Below are 23,035 nucleotides of genomic sequence, written 5' to 3' on the forward strand. Positions count from 1 at the left end.
GTACCGTGACTCTGCCAAGGCGTGAGAACTCCCCGATTTTCAAACGATTGTTGTTCATAACATCTGTGCACTGATTGTTAACGCCTGCAAAGATATATACTGCCGTAGGGTACGAGTCAAGAGTTAAATGAAGAAATTTCGATGAGATTTCCGTCCGGGTCCGCAATATAGCAGGTACGCTGGCCCCAGGGTTCGGTCGTCGGCTCAAGAACAGGCTTGGCACCCACTTCGACAGCGAGTTTGAATTCCCTGTCAACATCAGCAAAAGCAGGCACATCCAATGAAATTTCCATCGTTCCGTTGATGTCTTCAGAATAGGTGAAAGATCTTGACACCATCTTTTCAAATTCTATGCGCGGAAAAAGAAGGATGCGCATATTGTCAAGCCTCATCTCTACATTCGGCTGGACTCCATCCCAATCGGTAGTGAATCCGAACACTTTTGTATAGAAATCTACGATTGGTTTGTTGGCTCTGGTGAAAAGAGCGATTGTGTTGAATGTAAATCGTTTATTCATATCGCATAATCAAGTCTCATTACTCTTACAGGTTTGTCGCCACCGATTTCAAGATCGGGGCATAGCGTTTCCTTGCCTGTATCAACGAACCCGCATTTCTCCATAACCCTGCCGGAGGCTGGATTATCAGGGAAATAGTCACTCCAGAGGACGGAAAAGCCTTTTACGTTGAAACAATAGTTGATGACAGCCTCAAGTGCTTCGGTGCAAAGACCTTGATTCCAATAAGGCCTGGCAATCCAGTAGCCTATTTCCGCATCAGTAACCCCTATGCTTAAATTGCTCTCCCCGGAGATTAGATATCCGATGCTGCCTATAAGCTCCGATGTCTCCTTCAACTCAATAGCCCACATACCTTCACCGCTGAAAACGGTCCGTATAATATCAAGGCTTTCCTCCACCGACTTGTGCGGTGGCCATCCTGCCCGCGGTCCCATATCCGGGTCAGAGGCATATTTGAACAGCACCTCCGCGTCCGATTCGCGCCAGGGCCTGAGATTCAATCTTTTCGTTTCCATAATATAAATGAAATATATTTTGCCAAGGAAATTATTGAATTTCACTACGGTAGTAACAGAAGCCTCCTGCCAGCCCTTTCCGGAATCCACCACCTTCCTGAAACCCAAAGGGCTTTACCAAAGCATTCCGCAATTTGAAGAGCCACTCTATGGGCTTGGGAAAATTGCAGAACATCGCCTCAAGGATGCAGTCAGGCGTTAGCGGTTCCCCCGGCTTTATCCTTTTGGAAATGCAGTCGCTGTAATCAGAAAGCAAGTATTTGTCTATCAGTTTCATAAAGTATCAGTAACGGCAAAAATACAGTTGTTCAACAGCGATGTCATCAGGCGTGTATCAGCACCAATGCGCTGTCTCAATTATGATTATTGTCCAATTCATACTGTTTTTGCGAATAATGCCTGCAAAGATATAATAATTTTTATAATGTAACACTTGTTATCTTACACTTGTTATTTTATTTTTCAGGGATTTGATTATATCTTTGTACTGCGTTATATAACACTTGTTCGATTTATGCCAAGACAACCAAGATTCTCAAAGGAAGACATAGTTGACGCCGGCCTCCGGATAGTGAGGGTTAACGGATTCGAGGGAATCAGTGCCAGAGCTCTGGGAAAGGAGCTCGGCACATCGTCCAGCCCTATGTTCACGATGTTCAAGGATATGAATGAGGTTGTGGATGCCGTACGCTCGGCAGCGGAAAGGATCTTTACCAACAGGATGAAAGGTGTCACGGATTATTTCCCTGCTTTCAAGGAATTCGGCTTGAGGCTCGTAGCCTTTGCAAAGGAGGAACCGAATGTTTTCCAGATGCTCTTTCTTGGTAAGGATGCCCGACCTGAGATTGCAGAAAGTATTGCAAGGGAGTGTCTGGGTTCGGTCAGGCAGGGCTATGGTCTGACATCGGAACAAGCCGGTATTCTATTACGGCAGATGTGGCCTGTTGCCTGTGGTATTGCGGCACTGTGTGTCAGGCATCCAGAGGACTTTCCGGACGAGGAGGTAAGCAGAACGCTCAGTTACCATTTTTCCGGCATAATGTCCGTAATCAGATCCGGCAAGGAGGTTGAGGATGTGAAACCAAAGGTGTTTGTGTATTTGCCATAATTTGTTATCTTTGTAAATTATGGAAAACATCGGGAAAGTGCGGTGGAAAAAGTTTCGCAGGCATCGCATGAATTTCCTGGAATCAGCAGATTGAATACTTGCGAAACTTGAGTTGATAACAAACCGGAAGTTTTATGGAAGTAACAGCGGAGAGGATAGCCGCCCAGTTCAATGGTGAGATAGTGGGTGACCCTATGACCAAAGTGTCGTCCGTCAACAAGATAGAATACGGAAAGAAAGGCAATATCTGCTTTCTTGCCAATCCCAAGTACGAGCAGTATCTGTATTCTTGCAAGGCAAGCGTAATAATTCTTAACAGAAGTTTCTACAAACCTGATTACAAGTATGAGCCAACCCTCATTCTGGTGGATGATGCATACAGTGCGGTTGCTTCCCTGCTTGATCTTCTCAACTCGCTCAAGGCGGCAAAGAGGAGCGGCAGAAGCTGGAGGAGCTCTATAGCTTTCAGCGCAAAGATTGGCAAGGGCGTTTACGTAGGGGAATTCGCGTGCATAGGAAAACGCTCCAGGGTCGGAGCCGGAAGCCAGATATATCCGCAGGTTTACATAGGCGCCAACGTGGAGATAGGAGAGAATGTGATTCTCTATCAGGGTGTGAAGATATATGACGGTTGCAAGATAGGAAACAACTGCATATTGCATGCGAACTGCGTGATAGGTGCCGATGGTTTCGGATTCGCTCCAACAGATGAAGGTCATTACAAGAAGATTCCTCAGACCGGGAACGTGATAATAGAGGATGATGTTGAAATAGGAGCGAATACAACGGTTGACAGGGCAACCATGGGCTCCACTATAGTCCGCAGGGGCGCAAAGGTTGACAATCTTGTTCAGATTGCGCATAATGTTGAAATAGGGGAGGACACCGTGATGGCTGCAATGTGCGGAGTTGCAGGCTCAACAAAGGTTGGCAAACATTGCATGTTCGGCGGTCAGACCGGCCTCGCAGGTCATATTACAGTTGCCGACAACACCACGATGGCGGCTCAGACAGGCCTTACCAACAACGTGAGGAAACCTGGTCAGATCCTGCTCGGATCCCCTGCAATAGACCACAAGGTTTATATGAAGGCATACGCTCTGTTCAAGAACATGCCGGAATTCTACAGTGAACTTACAGCAAGGCTTGATGCCCTTGAAAAAGAAATACATAAATAGGAAATGTACACGAAACAGCATACATTGAAAGCGGCCTGCACTTTCTGCGGAAAGGGCCTTCACACGGGCAGGAAAGTTACAATGACAGTCAATCCGGCTCCGGTGGACCATGGTATCAAGTTCAGAAGGGTTGATCTTGGAGATGATGCAATAATCGATGCCACTGTGGATTATGTAACCACAACAGCAAGGGGTACAACACTTGAGAAAGGTGAAGTCAAGATCTCCACACTCGAGCATCTGATGGCGGCGCTCAGCGGCCTTCAGATAGACAATGCCCTCATTGACATTGACACCCAGGAAGTTCCTATTCTCGATGGCAGTGCAAAGCCTTATATGGAACAGTTCGTAGCCGCCGGTATCAAGGAACAGCCTGCCCCCAGGAAGATATTCGTTCTCAAGAAGAAAATCACTTATACCAACGAATCAGGGTCTGAGGTCACCTTGCTTCCGGACGATGATTTCTCGATTGACCTTATGCTGGATTTCAATTCAAAAGTGCTTGGAAACCAGTACGCAAGATATAACAGAAACACAAATTTCGTAACGGACATTGCGCCTTGCAGAACTTTTGTCTTCTTCCATGAAATAGAGCCGCTTTTCAAACTCAACCTCATAAAGGGCGGTGACCTTGACAATGCAATAGTGATTGTGGAGCATCCGGTGCCTCAGGAGGAACTGGACAGGCTGGCCAACATATTCAATGTGAAGAGCCTGGAAAGAGCGCCTGAAGGTTATCTCAATCATCTGGAACTGAGATTCACCAACGAGTGCGCAAGACACAAACTTCTTGACATCATGGGCGATTTCTCACTGGTAGGGGTTCCGGTACGCGCAAAGATCATAGGATACAAGAGCGGACACAGCATCAACACCCAGGTTGCCAGAATGATAAGGGAGGCATACAGACATTCATTGATGAAATGATTATGAAAGAACTGGACATCCCATATTTCAATCCTGCTGATGAACCGATTTTCAGCGGTGAAGCCATAAAGGAAATGCTGCCGCAGCGTCCGCCTTTCCTTTTTGCAGACAGAATTTCGGAAATCGGGGACAATTACATTATAGGAGAGAAAATGGTTTCTGAGAAGGAATATTACTTCAAGGGACATTTCCCTGGTGAACCTGTGATGCCGGGAGTGCTTATCATAGAGACAATGGGGCAGATAGGCGGAGTTCTCATTGCCAGAAAGTACGTTGAAGATCCTCAGTTGTTTACCAGCTACTTCACAAAGGTTGACAAGGTGAAATTCAGGGGCAAGGTTGTTCCCGGAGATGTGCTCGTGTGCCGTCTTACAGTTCCCGAGGAGCCAAGACATAAAATGGTTACCATGCACGGCGAGGCTTTTGTTGGCGACACCCTGGTATGCAGCGGTGACCTGACAGTTCAAATAGCAAGAAAATCAGAATAATATTAAAGATATGGCAGAATATATCAATTCATTCGTACATCCTAATGCCAGAATAGGAAAAAATGTAAAAATCGAGCCGTTCTCATACATTGCGGAGAATGTTGAAATAGGTGACAATTGCGTTATAGGGCCTCATGCTACCATATATGATTATGTTACCATGGGCAACAATTGCAAGGTTTTCCCGGGCGCAGTTGTAGGAGGAGTACCTCAGGATTTGAAGTTCAAGGGCGAGGTTTCCTACGTGAAGATAGGTAACAATGTGACAATCCGCGAGTGTGCAACGGTTCACCGCGGCACTGAAGCCAGCGGAAAGGGCATCACCACCGTTGATGACAACACCCTCATCATGGCTTACGCCCACGTTGCTCATGACTGCAAGATTGGAAAAAACTGTATAATAGTAAGTTTCTGCGGACTTGCCGGTGAAACCGACATTGATGACTGGGCTATTCTTGGAGGAAACTCAATGGCTCATCAGTTCACTAAGGTTGGAATGCACGCAATGATTGGCGGCGGATCCCTGATTGGCCAGGATGTTCCTCCATTTGTTATGGCAGCAGGTGCGCATCCTATTCTTTTTGAAGGCATCAACATTGTAGGTCTGCGCAGAAGAGGCTTTACCTCTGAGCAGATAGACAATATCAAGGCCATTTACGATGTGATATACAACAGCAATCTCAATACCACCCAGGCTTGCAGGAAGCTTGAGGAGGAGTTCCCTCAGAGCAATGAGAAGCGTATAATACTTGATTTCATCAAGGCCAGCAACAGAGGAATCATACGTCCTCGCAAGAAAGACAAATAGCTGTGAACAGCGTTCTGCTCTCAACCGCTTATTTTCCTCCTCTGGAGTATTTTGCTGCAATTCTTAAAGCGGATTGCGTATATGTTGAGAGCCAGGAGAATTTTCAGAAACAGACATACAGAACCCGTACTCACATTTATGCTGAGGGCGGGTTGCTTGCCTTGAATCTTCCTGTAAGGAGGGGTATGGGTGCAGATGAGGGAAAGACACATCATCTGCCAATCAAATTTATAGGACCGGACTATTCAAAGGCTTGGCTGCATCAGCACAGGATTGCAATCACTTCGGCCTACGGTCTCACACCTTTCTTTGATTACTACAAGGACTATTTCTTTGATATTCTGAACACCGGACCTGCTTCTCTGCTTGAACTGAACACAAGCATCCTTGAACTCTGCCTCAAACTGACAGGAGTGGAGAAGAAAATTTATTTTACTGAGGAATATATTGAAAAAGTGCCTGAGGGCATGCTTGACCTGCGCACCAGAATCAATCCTAAATACAAGGGACCGAGTCTTCTTGAGGAATGGGGGCTGAACAGAGAGTACTGGCAGGTATTCAGCGCCAGGCACGGCTTCATCCCGAACTTGTCCATACTGGACCTGCTGTGCCATGAAGGTCCTAATTCCATTTCCTACCTGCGATAGTCAATCAAATCTTGAACTTGTTGGAAATCTCTATGCCTGCAACGGCAGCAATCCCGTCATCAATACATATCAGCGGCATGATGGGTTTAAGAACGGTTTCAATCTTGAGATTGGTGAAATAGTTGGAGATGCTTTTCCTGCCGCTGTTGCGGCCGAATGCCGTGAAACTATCGCCCGGGTGGGGAGTTCTTATTATGTATGGCGATATGCCTTTCCTGAACTCCAAAGGGAGACTTCCCCGGAATGTGGCTCTGTAGTGCGTTCCTTTGTCCTCTATGCTCACCTGTGTGGTGAGTGAGGGGGCGCCGGCTTTGAAAACTTTTATGAAACCTCTCTCAACTATGGCAATATGCTCCGGAAATTCCATTCGTCCGGGAGCGCTTCTGGCCTGTTCCGATTCAATCATTGCGGCAAGTTCAGAGGATTGGGAGGAATTCGCTCCGAAACTGGAGATCCACTCGTGAAGCCAGAACTTCCAGCCCCTTTCCTGGGTGAGTTCCTTTATATCCATGGCTCCTGCAAAGATGTCCTTCAATGCCAGATATGTGAAACCGGCAATCCTATGGGTGCGGGTGTTGCACTCCGGGCGGGCAGTTGCGTTGGTATGGTAAGCTCTGCTTATATATTCTTCAAGTGAATTGATGCTTATCCTTTCAAGGATCCGGGGGCGCAGGCCGTCTAGAACTTCCATTGCTGCATTGAAATTGGCTGCGTTGGAGTTCATTGTGGCAATGATGGAACTGTTCATTTCCTTCAGAAGAGGGAAGACGGAATTGCGCAGTTTGTTTCTCTTGTAATCGTTGGAAGCGTTGGTGCTGTCCACTGTATACTTGATGCCGTGATTGTTGAGGTAATCTGTGATGGATTTTCTTTCAGTACCGAGCAATGGCCTGATAATTCCTGAGCAAGTGCCGCCGTTCCATTTCATTCCGCATATTCCGCGCAGTCCTGTGCCCCTTGTGAGATTGAGGAGAAGAGTTTCAGCATTGTCGTTTGCATTGTGTGCAACTGCAATGAATGTAAAGCCAAGAGACTGCCTGAGTTCCTCAAACCAGGAGTAGCGAAGTTCGCGGGCTGCCATTTCAACGGATATGCCTTTGTTTCTGGCATATTTCAATGTGTTGAAATGCTTGACATGCAGTTCAATATTGTGGAGCTTGCAGTATTCTTCAACGAGTTTCTGGTCTTTGTCACATTCTACAGGACGAAGATGGAAGTTCACGTGGGCCGCAGCAATTTTCAAGGATGTGCACTGACGCATAAGGTCAAGCATGGCCATTGAATCCGGCCCTCCGCTTACACAGACAAGAATTCCGGCTTCGGGGCCGGAAAGGCTTTGCAAAGCCAGAATTCGTTCTATATTCTTCCTGAACTTATAAAGCATTACCTTGAATATGCTCCGAACGTATATGTGAATGCAACGCTGAGCACCTCCATCAGCTGGAGTTTCGGTCCTCGGATCACATCAAGGCCGGTGATTTCATCCTTCTCTATATTCTTTACGTTGTCATCATATAACAGATTTATATTCAGAATAGTAGAGAAATATTTATTGAACTGCAGCTCGGTCAGGAAATCCCATTTGACCTGAAAATTCTTTGGCTTGTACCTGTAGTCCGAGAACAGGGTAAGGGCGGAGCTTATCTTGAAGCCCTTTGCTATTACAAAGCTGTTTCTCATGTCAAACTGAGCACCGAGCTGGTATCTTATCTCTTCATCGATTTCGTTACCGTATTTCTTTCTCAAGTCCTTATCGGTGACAACGGTTGCTCCGGCAGTGAGAGGTGAGAAGTTCAAGGAAAGCCATGTGCCTTTCTTGTACTCCATACCTAAACCGAGCTTGAAGTAAGCCGGCGCCATGAATCTTGATACAAGTCTTGCATTTTCACCGGAAGGGTAGTCATATCCCGGAGTGAACTGGGAACTGAAGTTGAATGAGGCTGACATATACACGTCCTTTATGGCCCTGTATCCGAACTTGCTGTCTATTATGAGCCGGTCATCACTTTTCCTGTGACCGTCCTTTGCGGATTCAATGAATCCGTAAGCAGTCTGCAGCCTGTTCTCCCAGCTTACATTTCCCTTGTTGTAATTTGCAGTTGCGTTGACGTATGCATTGAATGCCAGTGAGTTGGATCCACCGGCGGCCCAGTTGGAAAGAGCAACCTGCGAAAATCCCAACTGGTTCATTATTCCACATTTCCAGAACTTTGGCGGTATAACCGGTTCGTACTGGATTGTAGGAATTGCGTAACGTGCAACAAGAGACCTGATAAGTTCCTGCTCATCATTCAGGCCGGAAACAAAAACACTGTCCTCTGCGGGCTTGTTCTTCTTTCTGGACCAGAACTGTGCGCTGGCAGAACTGGCACAGGATGCCAAAATCATTACGGTCAACAGAATTTTGATCAGGTTTTTCATCTTTTCAGCATTTTTTTTTTAATCTGTCATTCGTTGTCAAGAACGTCATCCGAATTGTATTTGTAACCCATACGTTTGCCGGTCATCATCTTGGAACTTTCAATCTTTGCATTTATCTGATCCACGGATGCAACCTTGACAATATCGAACGGAGGTACCAGCAAGTCGAATGACAGTGTATACTCCACGGCAGCCTCTACAAAAGAAACCAGTTCCTCGCGGGTGAGCTCGTATTTTCCGAACTCGGACACTCTCTTCCTTTTCTGCCTCTTGCCTTCAACGAAGAACTTGTTCTCCCTGTTTACGAACAGTCTGGCAACCAGATATCCAAGGTCTTCGTTCCTGCTGTACTTCATTGAGTCTGACAGGAAGTTGTAAACGTTCACAATACCGCAGTATGAGTTTAGTTTGTTGTCCTTGGCGTATGGATATTTCCATACTGTGCTGTCCCTGTCGAACTGAAACACATCGCTGTGCATGCTGAATACAAGGACATCATCCGCAAATTTGAGTTCGGCCTCGAATTTTCCACGGTCTCTGTATTCGAGCCTGAGTCTGCGCTCTGCAACTTCAAGTTGCTGGTCCTCTATGAGTTCGTTCAAATCATTGCTCATTTCTCCCAGAATCTCCTTGAGCAGATTGAAGGCTTCAAGTGTTTTGTCAAATACTATCGCCTTGGTACTGGCTTTGGTTGTAAGTGTTGAAAGAATCCGGTTCTGGTTACACGGGTCTGCGTCCATATAGGTTATATAAGTTTAGAATTAATAAGCTCTTGCAAAAATGACTCTGCGCTTTGAAGGCTTGCCGCTGTAAACGCACTTGCCTTCCTCTTCGCATACGAATGAATCCATAGGAATACAACGGATGGTTGCCTTTGTCTCCTCCTTGATTTTTTCCTCGGTTTCCGCCGTACCATCCCAGTGACAGAGAAGGAAACCGCCTTCCTCTATCTTCTGCTTGAACTCATCCCAAGTATCAACCTTAACGGTCTTGCTTGCACGGTAGTCAAGCGCCTTTGCGTATATGTTCTTCTGGATTTCGTCCATGAGGGCAACAATGTGCTCCACACAGGCATCGATGCTCATCGATTCCTTTGTGAGCGTATCTCTTCTTGCTATCTCAACTGTGCCATTCTGCATGTCCCTTGGACCTATGGCAATTCTTACAGGAACACCCTTGAGCTCCCATTCTGCAAACTTGAAACCGCTTCTTACGGTATCTCTGTTATCTATCTTCACTGTGAGTCCTCTGGCCTCGAGTTCCTTCTTGAGGGCTTCCATTTTCTCTATGATAGCCACATTCTCTTCGGCGGTCTTGAAGATTGGAACCATTACAACATGTATAGGAGCGAGTTTCGGTGGCAGCACCAGGCCGTTATTGTCGGAGTGAGCCATAATAAGAGCGCCCATAAGACGTGTTGAAACGCCCCATGAAGTAGCCCAGACATAATCAAGGGTTCCTTCCTTGCTTGAGAATTTCACGTCAAAGGCCTTTGCAAAGTTCTGTCCGAGGAAATGCGAGGTGCCTGCCTGGAGAGCCTTGCCATCCTGCATCATAGCCTCAATGCAGAGAGTGTCAAGAGCTCCTGCGAAACGTTCGGTCTCACTCTTGGTTCCAACAACAACAGGAAGACTCATGTATTCCCTTGCAAATTTGGCGTAAACGTTTATCATTCTGCTGGCTTCCTCCATTGCTTCCTCTCTGGTTGCATGTGCCGTATGGCCTTCCTGCCAGAGGAATTCGGCCGTACGCAGGAAAAGCCTTGTCCTCATTTCCCAGCGTACTACGTTGGCCCACTGATTGCAAAGGATAGGGAGATCCCTGTATGAAGTTATCCAGTTCTTGTATGTATTCCAGATGATGGTTTCCGATGTTGGTCTGACAACCAGTTCCTCCTCAAGACGGGCTGAAGGGTCAACCACAACGCCTGGACCGTTCGGATTGGTCATGAGCCTGTGGTGTGTTACAACAGCACATTCCTTTGCGAAGCCTTCAACGTGCTCGGCTTCCTTGCTCAGGAAGGATTTTGGAATGAACAATGGAAAATATGCGTTCACGTGACCTGTTTCCTTGAACATCCTGTCCAACTGGTCATGCATCTTCTCCCATATTGCATAGCCGTAAGGCTTGATTACCATACATCCTCTTACTGCGGACTGCTCTGCCAGATCCGCCTTAACAACCAGATTATTGTACCATTGGGAGTAGTTATCTTCCCTGTTCGTTACCTCTTTTGCCATATACGATTGTTTTTGGTATAATTTTTGTTTAGGTTTGTACAAATCAATTTGAATTGCAAAAGTACAAAATAAATCAAGCACAGGAGGTTAAAATCATGAAAAAGTTCACAACATTTTACAAAATGTCTTTGTGCGCTCTGGCTACGATAATTTTCTATGGTTGCGCTACGTACAATGCTTCATCAACTTCTTATGTGAATGGAATTTACGGGCGTTCTGAAAGAATGGCTCAGAAAGCTTCGAGTGCAAGTGCCGGAACAGGCGCGGGCAGCTCGTCCGTACAGGAACGGAATGAATTGCATCAACTTCCGGATTCTCTGGCTGAATATCTCAATGATTCCACATACGTTCCGGCGCCGGACAGCTATGAAATGAAACTCAGACAGTTCGACAAGGAAAAGTATGAAAAGCCAGTGAATGTGACCGTGGTGAACAACTACCTCAATTACAATCCCTGGTGGTATTCATACAGTTACAGGTGGTGGGATCCGTTCTGGGATCCGTTCTGGGACCCGTATTGGGATCCTTGGTGGCCAAGACCATACATAAGCATTCATATAGGTCCATACTGGCATGACCCTTGGTGGCCGGGATCTTGGTATCATCCATACTACCCTTACAACCCTTGGAGACCTGCAATAATAGTTCCTGTGCATGTGCGTGAAGCCAGACATGTATCAAGAACTTCATCATCCTGGGGAGGTGGCGGCATTTCAGGCGGCTCCAGATACGGGCGTGCAACAGCCGGTTCCACCTATATCAGGGGGAATTCGGGTACGGCAAGGCGTACAAACAGTTCATATTCACGCAATGCGTATTCCAATTCGAATACCAGGTCTTATTCCGCAAACATAAGAAATGACCATAATATGGACAAGGAGCGTCTGTACGACTATACTCACGGCAATACCGGCGGTACTACAAGTTACAGAAGGACCGGAAGTGTTGGAAGATCAAGCGGCAACACATCAGGCAGCAGTTATACAAAAGGACGCTCTAACTCGAATTCAAGCACCAGCACAAGTTCAAGCTCAAGCAGCAACTACAATTCAAATAACGGCAGCCGTCAGCGCAGCAGCACAATTTACAACAACAGCAACACCTACAATAACAGCGGAAACAGCGGTGGATCACAATACAGAAGAACAGGTGGCGGAGGTTTCTCATCACCTTCACATTCCGGTGGCGGCGCTTACTCGGCACCCCGCTCATCAGGCGGTGGCGGCGGTGGAAGACGCAGATAGAATCCCAAGAGCGTCTTCAAACTTTTGTTCAATTACCAACTGAAAAACTTGAACCATGAAGAGAAATATTTTAAAAAGGACTTTAATAGCATTTGCAGCTTTTGCAGTATCCGCTGTCCCAGGTGCAAAAGCCCAGGGTTTGTGGGATGCATACAGGTTCAGCGCACAGAATCCCGACGGTACAGCAAGAAGCGTTGCAATGGGAAACGCATTCACGGCATTAGGCGGTGATATGGGCTCGGTATGGCTCAATCCTGCCGGTTCCGCAGTGAACGATTACAATGAGTTGTCAATAACACCTGCACTCACATTCGCCAATTCAAGCACCCTTTATGCCAGCAGCAGGGCCAATGATGACAGAACCAATCTCAATATTGCCAATGTGGGATATCTGGGAAGCGTGAACCTTGATCATTCAGGAATAAGAAGCATTTCATTCGGACTTGTATTCAACAGAATGAAGGACTTCAGCAGCGCTCAGTCAGCCAGGGGCCATGCCGTTGGAAGCAGCTGGCTGCAGGCGGTGGCCATGCAGTGCCAGGGAATAGACAAGTCCGTTCTTGAATCAGACAATGCATTCTATACCGATGCTCCGTGGAACGGCGTCCTTGCCTACAAGACATTCCTTATGGATCCGCTTCCTGATTCAGACTTCGATTATTTTGCTGCAACAGAGAATCTGGACCAAAGGAGCAGGGAAATCTATCTGGCCTCCCCTGTTGACCAGTACTACCATTCATATCAGAGAGGGTATCATTATGAGGCTGACCTGAACTGCTCTATAAACATTGACAATATGGTTTATCTTGGAGCCAACATAGGCTTGCAGACTTTATACTACAAACAGAGCAATGACTATACGGAGGTTCCAACGGACAAGGCTGCGTGTGAGTCGGAATTGAGCTCTTTCACCCAATCTTTTTCACAACGCACCACTGGCAGTGGAGTGAATCTTAAAGTGGGTATCATCTACACCCCGATCCCGGAACTGAGATTCGGCGCTTCCATTCAGACTCCAACATGGATGTGGCTCACGGAAGATTCTGAAATGGGTATGAGCAGCAGCTTCTCGGATGGTGATGCCTATCATAGAAAATCACCTCTACAGAGTTTTGACTACAGACTCCGCTCTCCTTTCAAATGGAATGCGGGTGCCGCCCTCACCATTGCCAAGATGGCTGTGATAAGCGTTGACTATCAGATGGAGGATTATTCTACAATGAAACTCTCGGATAGAAACAACAATACATCGCTCTTTGATTATGAAAACGCACTTATCAATGACTACTGCACCTCCAGAAGCGTTTTCAGAGCAGGCGCCGAGGTCACTTTCCCTGGAAATATCAGCGTGAGAGCCGGTTATCAGAATTATTCCACAGCTGTGAAGAAGGATTATGCCGGTGTTGAGGATAATTTCTCAATCGGTTCCCTTGGCCTTGGCTGGGCTTCTCCAAACGGCTTCTTCATTGACGCAACGTACCAGAGATATCTTACCAAGCAGGAGGAAGTCTTCTCCCTGTATGATATGGCGGAGGCACCGGGAGGACACACAGACTGGGGAAGAAGCAAGGTTTATCTTACAATCGGATTCCGTTTCTGATTACTGAACAATTCTAAGTTTGGCGTAGGCCAGCACCAGGGTCTTGGTGCTGCCGTCGCTGAACTGTACTATGGCTTTCCTGCCCATTATGTCTCCTTCAAGGGAAAGCACTTTTCCTATGCCGAATCTCGGGTGTTCCACGGTCTGCCCTGTCTTTATTTTTGCAGGCGAATCCGCCAGGAAGTTCTTTGCAGCACCCGGTGCGCTTCTCTGTTGCGGAACATTCGTTTGCACAGGCTTGCTGCCGCGAGGTGTTGAGAACATGTCACGGGCTGTGAAGGAGGGCTTTGTGGAAGCACTTGATGTACTGCGATGGATGGATGTGGAGCGTGAGGCATAATCCGTGGACAGCTCGCGCTCGTAATCCGGTATAGGGTTTGAAACGTATTCCGGATCTATCTCCTTTATGAAACGGCTCGGAGAATTTGAAACGGTTTCTCCGTATTTCTTACGCTGATGGGCGTATGAGAGTTTCACATCTTTCTTTGCGCGTGTGAGCGCAACGTAGAACAGACGCCTTTCCTCTTCCAGCTCAGTATTGTCCGCATATGCCAACATGCTTACCGCAGCCTGGCCCGGGAATAGGTTCTCCTCCATTCCCATAATGTAAACGTGCTCGAATTCAAGACCTTTGGAAGAGTGTACGGTCATAAGGGAGATGCAGTCCTGCTGCTTTTCATCATCCACATCCAGATCGCTTATGAGCGAAACGTTCTGCAGGTACATATCAAGTGTTACCAATACAGGTTCGTATCCCTGTGCCACGAGTTCGTCATTCTCCTCCTGCCCGTTGTCAACGAAATCCTGTATGGAATTGAAAAGCTCCTCAATGTTCTCGGCCCTGGACTCGGATTCTATGGTGTTTTCAGCCTTGAGCGATGCAATTATGCCGAATCTGCTGTCAATCTCACCGGCCATGGCGTAGGCATCTTCGGTCAGAAGCCTGCTTCGCAGCTCAACGATGTTCCTGGCGAAATCCATTATCTTCCTCGCTGTGGCTTCCTTTATGCCGGCTGCAATCATTGCGGCTCCGGGCTTCTCCTTGTTCCTGGCATCGCGGAAGATGAATTCCATTGCGCAGACTCCTGCCGCACCTGCAGCAGCCATGAGTTTCTCCTGGGTTGTATCACCTATCGCCCTGGCAGGGAAATTTATTATTCTACGGAATGACTCGTTGTCACGCGGGTTCACAATGAGCTTTATGTAGGCAATCATGTCCTTGATTTCCTGCCTTTCATAGAAGGAGTGGCCGGCGTAGATGCGGTAAGGCATGTTCCTGCGGCGCAGTTCCTCCTCTATGACGCGGCTCTGCGCATTGGTGCGGTACAGGATGGCAAAGTGGCTGTAAGGCTCTCTGCTTCTGTATATTGCACTGGCGATGGATGAAGCCACCATCATACCCTCCTCCTTCTCCGTGTAAGCCCCCAGCAGCTCTATGAGCTCGCCTTCATCTCCTTTTGAAAAGCAGGTCTTCTTCAGCTGCATGCGGTTGTGGGATATCACGGAGTTTGCCGCATTCACTATTGTCTTTGTACTGCGATAGTTCTGCTCGAGTCTGTACTCGCTGCAGTCAGGGTAGTCCTTCCTGAAGTTTATGATGTTCTCTATCCGCGCGCCACGGAATGAGTATATGCTCTGTGCATCATCGCCTACAACCGCTATGTTGTGGTGGAAGGAGGCCAGTTTCTTAACTATTATGTACTGCGCAAAGTTGGTGTCCTGATACTCGTCAACAAGAATGTAGCGGAATCTGGAACCGATGCGTTCGAGTGCATCTTCGTGGTCACGGAACAGGATGTTGGTGTAAAGCAGGATGTCGTCGAAGTCCATTGCACCGTTCTGCCTGCACTTCCGGGCGTACAACTCGTAAACCTGATAGAGCAGAGGTCTCTTGGAAGCCTTGTCGGCCTGGATGGCGCTTGTGTTGTTCGCATACGCCTGATATGTAACAAGATTGTTTTTCGCCTTGGAAATCCTGCTGAGCACGTCAGCCGGTTTGTATATCTTGTCATCCAGCTGAAGTTCCTTTATGCATGCCTTTATCAGAGCCTTGCTGTCGGAAGTGTCATATATGGTGAAGTCCTTTGGAAAACCTATGAGTTCGGACTCGTCCCTGAGGAATTTGATGAAAATGGAGTGGAAAGTGCCGGCAAGAAGATTGTATGTAAGTTTCCTGCCAACGGCCGCAGTTATCCTCTGGCGCATCTCCCGGGCGGCTTTGTTGGTGAAAGTGAGCGCCAGTATCTGCTCTGGCGGAACGCCGTGCTGTATGATGTTAGCTATCCTGCAAGTAAGAACTTTTGTCTTTCCGCTGCCGGCTCCGGCAATGATCAGGCAAGGGCCCTCGAAATTCTCAACCGCACTTGCCTGCGCGCTGTTCAACCCCTCGAATATCAACTCTTTTTTCTCTTCCATAACGTGGCAAAACTAAAAAGCAAAAAGAACATTTCAAAATTATCTTTTAGAAGGATATTGATTATCTTTGCAGATTACGATTTTTATGGAAATTCGAATTAATTTCTAATAATTATAAACTAAAATCAATGTTGAATCAAGTAAGATTACACAAAGGACTGAACATCCCAATGGCGGGTGCGGCAGCTTTGAAGATGGGGCAGGAACCTGCTCCTGGTGTAATTGTGATGAAACCTACCGATTTCAGATGCCTTGTTCCAAAACTTATGGTTAAGGAAGGTGACAAGGTTCAGGCGGGATCCGTTGTGTTCATTGACAAGTTCCATCAGGATGTATGTTTCACTTCACCTTGCAGCGGTACAGTTGAGGCAATCGTACGCGGAGAGAAGAGAAAGCTTCTTGAAATCCGCATCAGGCAGGATGCTGTAACCGAGTATTTGCAGTTTGCAAAGGGAACTCCTTCAAAACTCTCAAGGGAAGAGATCGTGAAGGCATTGCTCTCAAGCGGCCTATGGCCGGCTATTATCCAGAGACCTTACGGTATCGTTGCCAATCCGGCGGATACACCTAAGGCCATTTTCGTTTCGGCTTTCGATTCAGCACCGCTGGCTCCTGACTACAACTTCACTCTTGCAAGTGATGTTCAGGACATACAGACAGGTGTTGACGCTATCAGAAAACTTACCAAAGGCGAGGTTTATATAGGAGTGGCAGGCGAGTCATCAGTGCTTGCAAAGCTCAACGGTGTAAAGGTATATGCCTTTGAAGGACCTCACCCTGCAGGTAATGTGGGCGTACAGATCAACCACATTTCACCTATTGGAAAGGGCGAGGTGGTATGGACAATCAATCCTAACCTCCTGGCTGCAATAGGACGCCTTTTCAACAAGGGCATATATGACGTTGCAAGAACAATAGCCGTTGCAGGTCCGCAGGCAAGCAATCCTTGCTATGTAAAGGTTCTCCCCGGCGTATGCGTTGAGGCTCTGGCTTCAATGTTCGTGAATGACGGAGGCCAGGTATGCGGCCAGCACGTTGACACAAGATACATAAGCGGTAACGTACTTACAGGAAAGAATGTTGGCTTCCAGGGCTCTCTCGGATACTACGATTTCCAGTTCACCGCAATTCTCGAGGGTGATTATTATGAAGCGTTCGGATGGTGTAAACCTTTCCGTCCGGGCAAGTTCAGCGTACAGCGTTCATACTTCTCATGGCTCACACCTGGAAAGAAGTACAATATGGATGCCAACCTCAACGGAGGAAAGAGAGCCTTTGTTGTAACAGGCCTCTATGAAAAGGTTGTTCCAATGGACATCTACCCTGTATATCTGCTCAAGGCCATACTTGCAAATGACATTGACAAGATGGAGCAGCTTGGCATATATGAGGTCATTGAAGAGGACCTCGCTCTCTGCGAGTATGTCTGCCCTTCAAAGATCGACGTTCAGAATATTGTTTCCAATGGTATTGCTACCATGATTAAAGAAATGGCATAAGGAGGAAGTTTATGAAAGAACTTATAAATTTTGTAAACAATTTGAGACCTTCCTTTGAGAAAGGTGGCAAATACGCTTGGTTGCACTCAACCTTCGATGCCTTTGACACATTCCTTTTTGTGCCAAAGACCAAGACCTGTTGCGGTGCTCACGTAAGGGACTGCATGGACCTCAAGAGAGTGATGACAGTTGTCATTGTTGCTCTTGCTCCTGCAATGCTCTTTGGCATGTGGAACGTAGGTGAGCAGCATTCGCTCGCTTTCGGTCTTGATATGAGTTTCTGGGGCAAGTTCTGGTATGGTTTCCTCAGAGTTCTCCCTCTCATAATAGTATCATACGTTGTAGGTCTGGGCATTGAGTTCGCTTCTGCACAGATACGCGGTCATGAAGTAAACGAGGGTTACCTTGTTTCCGGAATGATAATCCCTATGATCATGCCGGTTGACGTTCCTCTCTGGATTCTTGCAGTGGCAGTTGCTTTCGCAGTTATCATTGGCAAGGAAATCTTCGGCGGTACAGGTATGAACATCTGGAACCCTGCACTCCTGGCAAGAGCATTCGTGTTCTTCTCATATCCTACAAAAATTTCCGGTGATGTAATCTGGATCAAAGATGTAGGCAAGGCAGCAGCCGGTGAACTCGTTGATGGTTTCTCCGGCGCAACCGCACTGTCACAGGCAGGCGCAGGCATTGCTCCTGATGCACTCCACACAGTTGCAGGGCAGCCTTTGGATGCAATGCAGATGGTTATAGGTAATATGGCCGGTTCAATAGGTGAGACATCAGTGATTGCAATTGCAATAGGAGCTCTCATCCTTATCTATACCGGGATAGCAAGCTGGAAGATTATGGTTTCAGGTGTTGTGGGCGCTTTGTGCGTAGCATTACTTGGCGGAATCGGTGCTCAGGAAGGGACATTGGCCGCTTATCCTGCTTACTACCATCTGATCATGGGCGGTTTTGCATTCGGTATTGTTTTCATGGCAACAGATCCTGTAACCAGCGCCCAGACAGAATGCGGCAAATGGATTTACGGCTTCCTCGTTGGAGCAATGGCCGTTGTCATCCGTCTGTGGAATCCTGGTTATCCGGAGGGAATGATGCTTTCAATACTTCTCATGAATACATTCGCTCCTCTCATCGACCACTTTGTAGTTTCAAGGAATATAAGAAGAAGAGTAAAAAGAGCTGTAGTTAAATAAAGATTACATTATGGATACAAATAAAAATTCATATACAATTATATACACAGCTGTAATGGTTATAGTTGTGGCTGCGGTTCTTGCATTCGTTTCTTCATCTTTGAAAGGCAAGCAGACTCAGAACGCTGAGGTTGATACCAAGTCAAAGATTCTTGGAGCAGTTGCTCTCACACAGGGCATGGAAACCGCTTCAGACAAGAGTGCGTTCGTTGAACAGCAGTATGAAAAGTACGTTACCGAAGATATAGCAGTAAATGCCGAGGGTAAGGTAATAGAAGGTGTAAAGGGCTTCTCCGTTGATCTGAAGACCCAGAACGATCTTATGAAGGCAGGCAATATCGCAGACTTGCAGCTCCCTGTTTTCGTATGTACCTTGGACAATGGTTCAAAGGTTTATATTCTTTCCTGCTACGGTGCAGGTCTCTGGGGACCTATCTGGGGCTGGATTGCTCTCGAAAGCGATATGGATACCGTTCACGGAACACTTTTTGCGCACAAGGGCGAGACTCCAGGCCTTGGCGCTGAGATAGCAACCGACTGGTTCAGCGCACAGTTCAACGGAAAGAAGATCTTCGAGGGTGGTGAGTTCACTTCAGTAAGAGTCATCAAAGGCGGTGCAGCACCTGATGACATTCACGGAGTTGATGCCATCACAGGTGGTACAATGACAAGCCGCGCGCTTGATTCAACAATTGAGACCTGGCTGAAGGCTTACATGCCTTACATTGAGTCAATCAAAAATTTTAACTAATTCAAGGCTATGGATAAGAATATTTATTTACAACCTCTTTGGAAGGCCAATCCTATTACGGTTCTGGTCCTGGGTATCTGTTCAGCCTTGGCTGTTACAGTCAAACTTGAGGCAGCCTGTGTCATGGCTATTTCAGTGACATTGGTTACAGGTTGCTCAAGCCTTCTGGTTTCATGTTTGAGAAACACCATTCCTAATCGAATCAGAATCATAGTTCAGCTTGTTGTTGCCGCTTTGTTCGTAATCCTTGTTGAGCAGGTGCTCAAGGCATACGTTTATGAGGTGAGCAAGCAGCTGTCGGTATTCGTTGGTCTGATTATCACCAACTGTATCATCATGGGCCGTATCGAGGCTTTCGCACTTGGCAACAAGCCTTTCCCATCATTCGTTGACGGTATTGCAAACGGCGCAGGTTACGGTATGATACTCATTGCCCTTGCATTCTTCCGCGAACTGCTCGGCAGCGGCTCGATCTTCGGCTTCAAGGTGATACCTGATGCTTTCTACAATGCAGGTTATATGAACAACGGTCTTTGCATCCTTCCTCCAATGGCCCTCATTCTCGTTGGCTGTTTCGTTTGGATTCACAGAAGCATGAACAAGGATTTACAGGAAAAATAATAACACACTCAGATTATGGATTTGATAAACTTATTTGTAAAGTCCGTTTTTGTGGACAACATGGTCTTCTCATTCTTCCTGGGAATGTGTTCTTTCCTTGCTGTTTCCAAAAACGTGAAAACGGCTACCGGACTTGGTATTGCCGTTGTATTCGTGATTGGTATAACACTGCCTATCAACTATCTGCTCAATACTTACATTCTCAGTCCGGGCGCACTTGCATGGCTTGGTCAGGAGTATGCCGGCATTGATTTGAGCTTCCTCAGCCTGATAGTTTTCATTGCAGTTGTTGCATCAATAGTTCAGATTGTTGAGATGGTGGTTGAGAAGTATTCACCTTCCCTCTATGCATCTCTCGGTATATTCCTTCCTCTCATTGCTGTGAACTGCGCTGTTCTCGGAGCATCGCTCTTCATGCAGGAGAGAGGTTACGCTTCACTCGGTGAGGCAACGGTTTACGGTCTTGGCAGCGGCTTCGGCTGGATGCTCGCAATTGTAACCCTTGCTGCTATCAGGGAGAAGATGGCTTATTCAAACGTGCCTGCACCTCTCAAGGGTCTGGGTATTTCATTCATAGTTGTAGGTCTCATGGGTATAGCGTTCATGAGCTTCATGGGTATTAGCTTATAGGAGGATTCGCAATGGATACACAATTGATTATAGTTTCAGTAGCAGTCTTCCTCATAGTACTTCTTGTACTTGTGGCTCTGCTCTTGTTTGCAAAAACAAAACTTACCCCTGGAGGAACAGTAAAGATCAACATCAACGGCGGAAAGAAGCAGGTTGAGGTTGCTCCCGGTTCCTCATTGCTGGCAACTCTTGCCAATGAGAAGATTTTCCTGCCATCAGCGTGTGGCGGAAAAGGAAGCTGCGGTCAGTGCAAATGCCGCGTTCTCAGCGGTGGTGGTACAATCCTTCCTACAGAGGTTGTTCACTTCAACAGAAAACAGATACAGAACAACTGGAGACTCGGCTGCCAGGTCAAGGTCAAGGAGGATCTTGACATTGTGATTCCAGAGTCAGCTCTCAGCGTAAAGGAATGGGAGTGCGAGGTTATCTCCAATAAGAATGTTGCCACATTCATCAAGGAGTTCTGTGTCAAGATTCCGGATGGAGAGACTCTCAACTACCGTTCAGGCGGATACATTCAGGTTGATGTTCCTGCTTGTACAATCGATTACAAGAACATTGACGTTGATCCTGAATACCGTGCGGACTGGGAGAAGATGGGCGTGTTCGACCTCAAGATGGTCAACCCTACCAAGACCATCAGGGCTTACTCAATGGCTACATATCCTGCAGAGGGCAATATCATCAAACTTAACGTAAGAATTGCTACACCTCCTATCGACAGGGCAACCCGCAAGTTCGTGGATGTAAATCCTGGTATATGTTCTTCATACATTTACTCACTCAAACCAGGTGACAAGGTTACCATCAGCGGTCCTTACGGCGAGTTCTTCGTTCCTGACAACTGCCCTGCAGACCAGGAGTTCGTATTCGTTGGCGGTGGCGCAGGTATGGCTCCTATGAGAAGCCACATCATGCACCTGTTCAAGACAGAGAGAACCACAAGGAAGGTGAACTTCTTCTATGGAGCACGTTCACTCAAGGAAGCTTTCTATCTCGAGGACTACAAGGCGCTTGAGGATGAATTCCCTAATTTCCACTTCCATCTTGCACTGGACCGTCCTGATCCTGAGGCAGATGCAGCCGGAGTTAAGTATGTCCCAGGCTTCGTTCACAATGTTATGTACGAGACCTATCTCAAAGAGCATGAGTCACCTGAGGACAGCCTGTACTTCATGTGCGGCCCTCCTATGATGACCAAGTCCGTGGTTGACCTGCTTGACAACCTTGGCGTTGCTCCTGAAAACATTCTTTACGATAATTTTGGAGCATAGTTGATGGAGAAGATTATTCTAACCGGCGACAGACCTACAGGACGCCTCCATCTGGGGCACTTTGTAGGTTCATTGCGCCGTAGGGTTGAGCTGCAGAACAGCGGCGAGTTCGACAGGATATTCATTATGATAGCGGACGCCCAGGCACTTACCGACAACTGGGACAATCCGCAGAAGGTCAGGGACAACATAATAGAGGTGGCGCTGGACTATCTCTCATGCGGCCTTGATCCTGAAAAATGCACAATATTCATTCAGAGTCAGGTGCCGCAGCTTTGCGAGCTGTCTTTCTATTACCTCAATCTGGTGACTCTTTCACGTCTGGAAAGGAATCCTACCGTAAAGAGCGAAATCCAGATGCGCGGTTTTGAGACCAGCATTCCTGCAGGCTTCCTCACATATCCTGTGAGCCAGGCCGCAGACATTACAGCATTCAAGGCAACGGTTGTACCGGTAGGAGAGGACCAGAAACCAATGCTTGAGCAGACTATGGAAATCGTACGAAAGTTCAATTCCGTATATGGCGAAACATTGGTTGAACCTTCAATACTTCTGCCTTCAAACAGCGCCTGCCTGCGTCTGCCGGGAACAGACGGCAAAGCAAAGATGAGCAAGTCTCTTGGCAACTGCATTTATCTGAGCGATACACCTGAGGATGTGCGCAAGAAAGTGATGAGCATGTTCACGGATCCTGACCATCTCAAGGTCTCCGATCCTGGAAAGGTTGAGGGCAATGCCGTGTTCACATACCTTGATGCATTCTGTACGGATGAGCATTTTGCAAAATACTGGCCTGAATATCCGAATCTCGATGCACTCAAGGCTCATTACAGAGCCGGCGGACTCGGCGATGTGAAGGTCAAGAAGTTCCTTTATGCAGTCCTTGAAGAGATGCTTGCTCCTATACGTGAGCGCAGGGCAATGTATGAAAAGGATATAAAGGGAG

At 47.1% G+C, this 23,035-nt stretch carries 23 protein-coding genes; 15 read left to right on the plus strand and 8 right to left on the minus strand.

Annotated elements, in window-relative coordinates; all coding sequences use genetic code 11:
* Positions 1 to 116: 116 nt before the first annotated feature.
* Genes AC06L3_RS08190 through AC06L3_RS08200 form a run of 3 tightly spaced genes read right to left on the minus strand, consistent with a single transcriptional unit; the run spans position 117 to position 1,313 of the window.
* Positions 117 to 518, minus strand: coding sequence for a VOC family protein (locus AC06L3_RS08190; RefSeq protein WP_475670132.1), 402 nt, complete (start codon positions 516 to 518; stop codon positions 117 to 119).
* Positions 515 to 1,036, minus strand: coding sequence for a GNAT family N-acetyltransferase (locus AC06L3_RS08195; protein ID WP_475670133.1), 522 nt, complete (start codon positions 1,034 to 1,036; stop codon positions 515 to 517). The genes AC06L3_RS08190 and AC06L3_RS08195 overlap by 4 nt, the downstream gene beginning before the upstream one ends.
* A gap of 31 nt (positions 1,037 to 1,067) precedes the next feature.
* Positions 1,068 to 1,313: a hypothetical protein gene (locus tag AC06L3_RS08200; RefSeq protein ID WP_475670134.1), complete on the minus strand. Its 246-nt coding sequence runs from the start codon at positions 1,311 to 1,313 to the stop codon at positions 1,068 to 1,070.
* Positions 1,314 to 1,550: 237 nt separating this feature from the next.
* Here AC06L3_RS08200 and AC06L3_RS08205 point away from each other — a divergent pair, with 237 nt between their 5' ends.
* The 6 genes from AC06L3_RS08205 to AC06L3_RS08230 all read left to right on the plus strand — a co-directional run bounded on the left by AC06L3_RS08205 (position 1,551) and on the right by AC06L3_RS08230 (position 6,192).
* Positions 1,551 to 2,144: a TetR/AcrR family transcriptional regulator gene (locus AC06L3_RS08205; RefSeq protein WP_475670135.1), complete on the plus strand. Its 594-nt coding sequence runs from the start codon at positions 1,551 to 1,553 to the stop codon at positions 2,142 to 2,144.
* 134 nt (positions 2,145 to 2,278) lie between these two features.
* Positions 2,279 to 3,322 carry a UDP-3-O-(3-hydroxymyristoyl)glucosamine N-acyltransferase gene (gene lpxD / locus AC06L3_RS08210; protein ID WP_475670136.1) on the plus strand — a complete coding sequence of 348 codons (1,044 nt, stop codon included), beginning with the start codon at positions 2,279 to 2,281 and terminating at the stop codon, positions 3,320 to 3,322.
* Between the two features lie 3 nt (positions 3,323 to 3,325).
* On the plus strand, positions 3,326 to 4,249 hold the full coding sequence (gene lpxC, locus AC06L3_RS08215) for a UDP-3-O-acyl-N-acetylglucosamine deacetylase (protein ID WP_475670137.1): 924 nt from the start codon (positions 3,326 to 3,328) through the stop codon (positions 4,247 to 4,249).
* 2 nt (positions 4,250 to 4,251) lie between these two features.
* A complete protein-coding gene (gene fabZ / locus AC06L3_RS08220) occupies positions 4,252 to 4,737 on the plus strand; it encodes a 3-hydroxyacyl-ACP dehydratase FabZ (RefSeq protein ID WP_475670138.1) in 486 nt (161 codons plus the stop codon).
* A gap of 10 nt (positions 4,738 to 4,747) precedes the next feature.
* The gene (lpxA, locus tag AC06L3_RS08225) at positions 4,748 to 5,545 is read left to right on the plus strand and encodes an acyl-ACP--UDP-N-acetylglucosamine O-acyltransferase (RefSeq protein ID WP_475670139.1); all 798 of its coding nucleotides are present in this window, start codon (positions 4,748 to 4,750) and stop codon (positions 5,543 to 5,545) included.
* 2 nt (positions 5,546 to 5,547) lie between these two features.
* Positions 5,548 to 6,192 (plus strand): WbqC family protein, encoded by a 645-nt coding sequence (locus AC06L3_RS08230; protein ID WP_475670140.1) that lies wholly within the window; start codon positions 5,548 to 5,550, stop codon positions 6,190 to 6,192.
* A gap of 4 nt (positions 6,193 to 6,196) precedes the next feature.
* Here the strand turns inward: AC06L3_RS08230 and tilS are convergent, their stop codons facing one another.
* From tilS to proS, 4 genes are read right to left on the minus strand one after another with little or no spacing between them, the layout of a single operon-like run.
* A complete protein-coding gene (gene tilS / locus AC06L3_RS08235; protein WP_475670141.1) occupies positions 6,197 to 7,576 on the minus strand; it encodes a tRNA lysidine(34) synthetase TilS in 1,380 nt (459 codons plus the stop codon).
* Positions 7,576 to 8,613 carry a DUF3078 domain-containing protein gene (locus tag AC06L3_RS08240; protein WP_475670142.1) on the minus strand — a complete coding sequence of 346 codons (1,038 nt, stop codon included), beginning with the start codon at positions 8,611 to 8,613 and terminating at the stop codon, positions 7,576 to 7,578. Before AC06L3_RS08240 ends, tilS begins: the two co-directional genes overlap by 1 nt.
* 26 nt (positions 8,614 to 8,639) lie before the next feature.
* On the minus strand, positions 8,640 to 9,353 hold the full coding sequence (locus AC06L3_RS08245) for a hypothetical protein (protein WP_475670143.1): 714 nt from the start codon (positions 9,351 to 9,353) through the stop codon (positions 8,640 to 8,642).
* Between the two features lie 21 nt (positions 9,354 to 9,374).
* Positions 9,375 to 10,853, minus strand: a complete 1,479-nt coding sequence (gene proS / locus AC06L3_RS08250) for a proline--tRNA ligase (protein WP_475670144.1) — start codon at positions 10,851 to 10,853, stop codon at positions 9,375 to 9,377.
* Positions 10,854 to 10,948: 95 nt separating this feature from the next.
* Here proS and AC06L3_RS08255 point away from each other — a divergent pair, with 95 nt between their 5' ends.
* Both AC06L3_RS08255 and AC06L3_RS08260 read left to right on the plus strand, forming a co-directional pair.
* Positions 10,949 to 12,097 carry a hypothetical protein gene (locus AC06L3_RS08255; RefSeq protein ID WP_475670145.1) on the plus strand — a complete coding sequence of 383 codons (1,149 nt, stop codon included), beginning with the start codon at positions 10,949 to 10,951 and terminating at the stop codon, positions 12,095 to 12,097.
* Between the two features lie 55 nt (positions 12,098 to 12,152).
* Positions 12,153 to 13,697, plus strand: a complete 1,545-nt coding sequence (locus AC06L3_RS08260; RefSeq protein WP_475670146.1) for a hypothetical protein — start codon at positions 12,153 to 12,155, stop codon at positions 13,695 to 13,697.
* Here AC06L3_RS08260 and AC06L3_RS08265 read toward each other — a convergent pair whose 3' ends face one another.
* Positions 13,698 to 16,112, minus strand: a complete 2,415-nt coding sequence (locus AC06L3_RS08265) for an ATP-dependent helicase (protein ID WP_475670147.1) — start codon at positions 16,110 to 16,112, stop codon at positions 13,698 to 13,700.
* A 128-nt stretch (positions 16,113 to 16,240) separates the two neighbouring features.
* On the opposite strand from AC06L3_RS08265, the gene AC06L3_RS08270 reads away from it, so the two are divergent.
* From AC06L3_RS08270 to trpS, 7 genes are all read left to right on the plus strand, one after another.
* Positions 16,241 to 17,611, plus strand: coding sequence for a Na(+)-translocating NADH-quinone reductase subunit A (locus tag AC06L3_RS08270; RefSeq protein WP_475670148.1), 1,371 nt, complete (start codon positions 16,241 to 16,243; stop codon positions 17,609 to 17,611).
* Between the two features lie 11 nt (positions 17,612 to 17,622).
* Positions 17,623 to 18,813, plus strand: coding sequence for an NADH:ubiquinone reductase (Na(+)-transporting) subunit B (locus tag AC06L3_RS08275; RefSeq protein WP_475670149.1), 1,191 nt, complete (start codon positions 17,623 to 17,625; stop codon positions 18,811 to 18,813).
* 10 nt (positions 18,814 to 18,823) lie between these two features.
* Positions 18,824 to 19,564 carry an NADH:ubiquinone reductase (Na(+)-transporting) subunit C gene (nqrC, locus tag AC06L3_RS08280; RefSeq protein ID WP_475670150.1) on the plus strand — a complete coding sequence of 247 codons (741 nt, stop codon included), beginning with the start codon at positions 18,824 to 18,826 and terminating at the stop codon, positions 19,562 to 19,564.
* 9 nt (positions 19,565 to 19,573) lie between these two features.
* Positions 19,574 to 20,185, plus strand: a complete 612-nt coding sequence (locus AC06L3_RS08285; RefSeq protein ID WP_475670151.1) for an NADH:ubiquinone reductase (Na(+)-transporting) subunit D — start codon at positions 19,574 to 19,576, stop codon at positions 20,183 to 20,185.
* Positions 20,186 to 20,200: 15 nt separating this feature from the next.
* On the plus strand, positions 20,201 to 20,815 hold the full coding sequence (gene nqrE / locus AC06L3_RS08290; protein WP_475670152.1) for an NADH:ubiquinone reductase (Na(+)-transporting) subunit E: 615 nt from the start codon (positions 20,201 to 20,203) through the stop codon (positions 20,813 to 20,815).
* A gap of 11 nt (positions 20,816 to 20,826) precedes the next feature.
* Positions 20,827 to 22,089, plus strand: a complete 1,263-nt coding sequence (gene nqrF / locus AC06L3_RS08295; protein ID WP_475670153.1) for an NADH:ubiquinone reductase (Na(+)-transporting) subunit F — start codon at positions 20,827 to 20,829, stop codon at positions 22,087 to 22,089.
* A 3-nt stretch (positions 22,090 to 22,092) separates the two neighbouring features.
* Positions 22,093 to 23,035, plus strand: a 943-nt coding sequence (gene trpS, locus AC06L3_RS08300; protein ID WP_475670154.1) for a tryptophan--tRNA ligase, incomplete at its 3' end; no start/stop codon positions are given.

It is taken from the genome of Candidatus Egerieousia sp., from assembly GCF_056211015.1.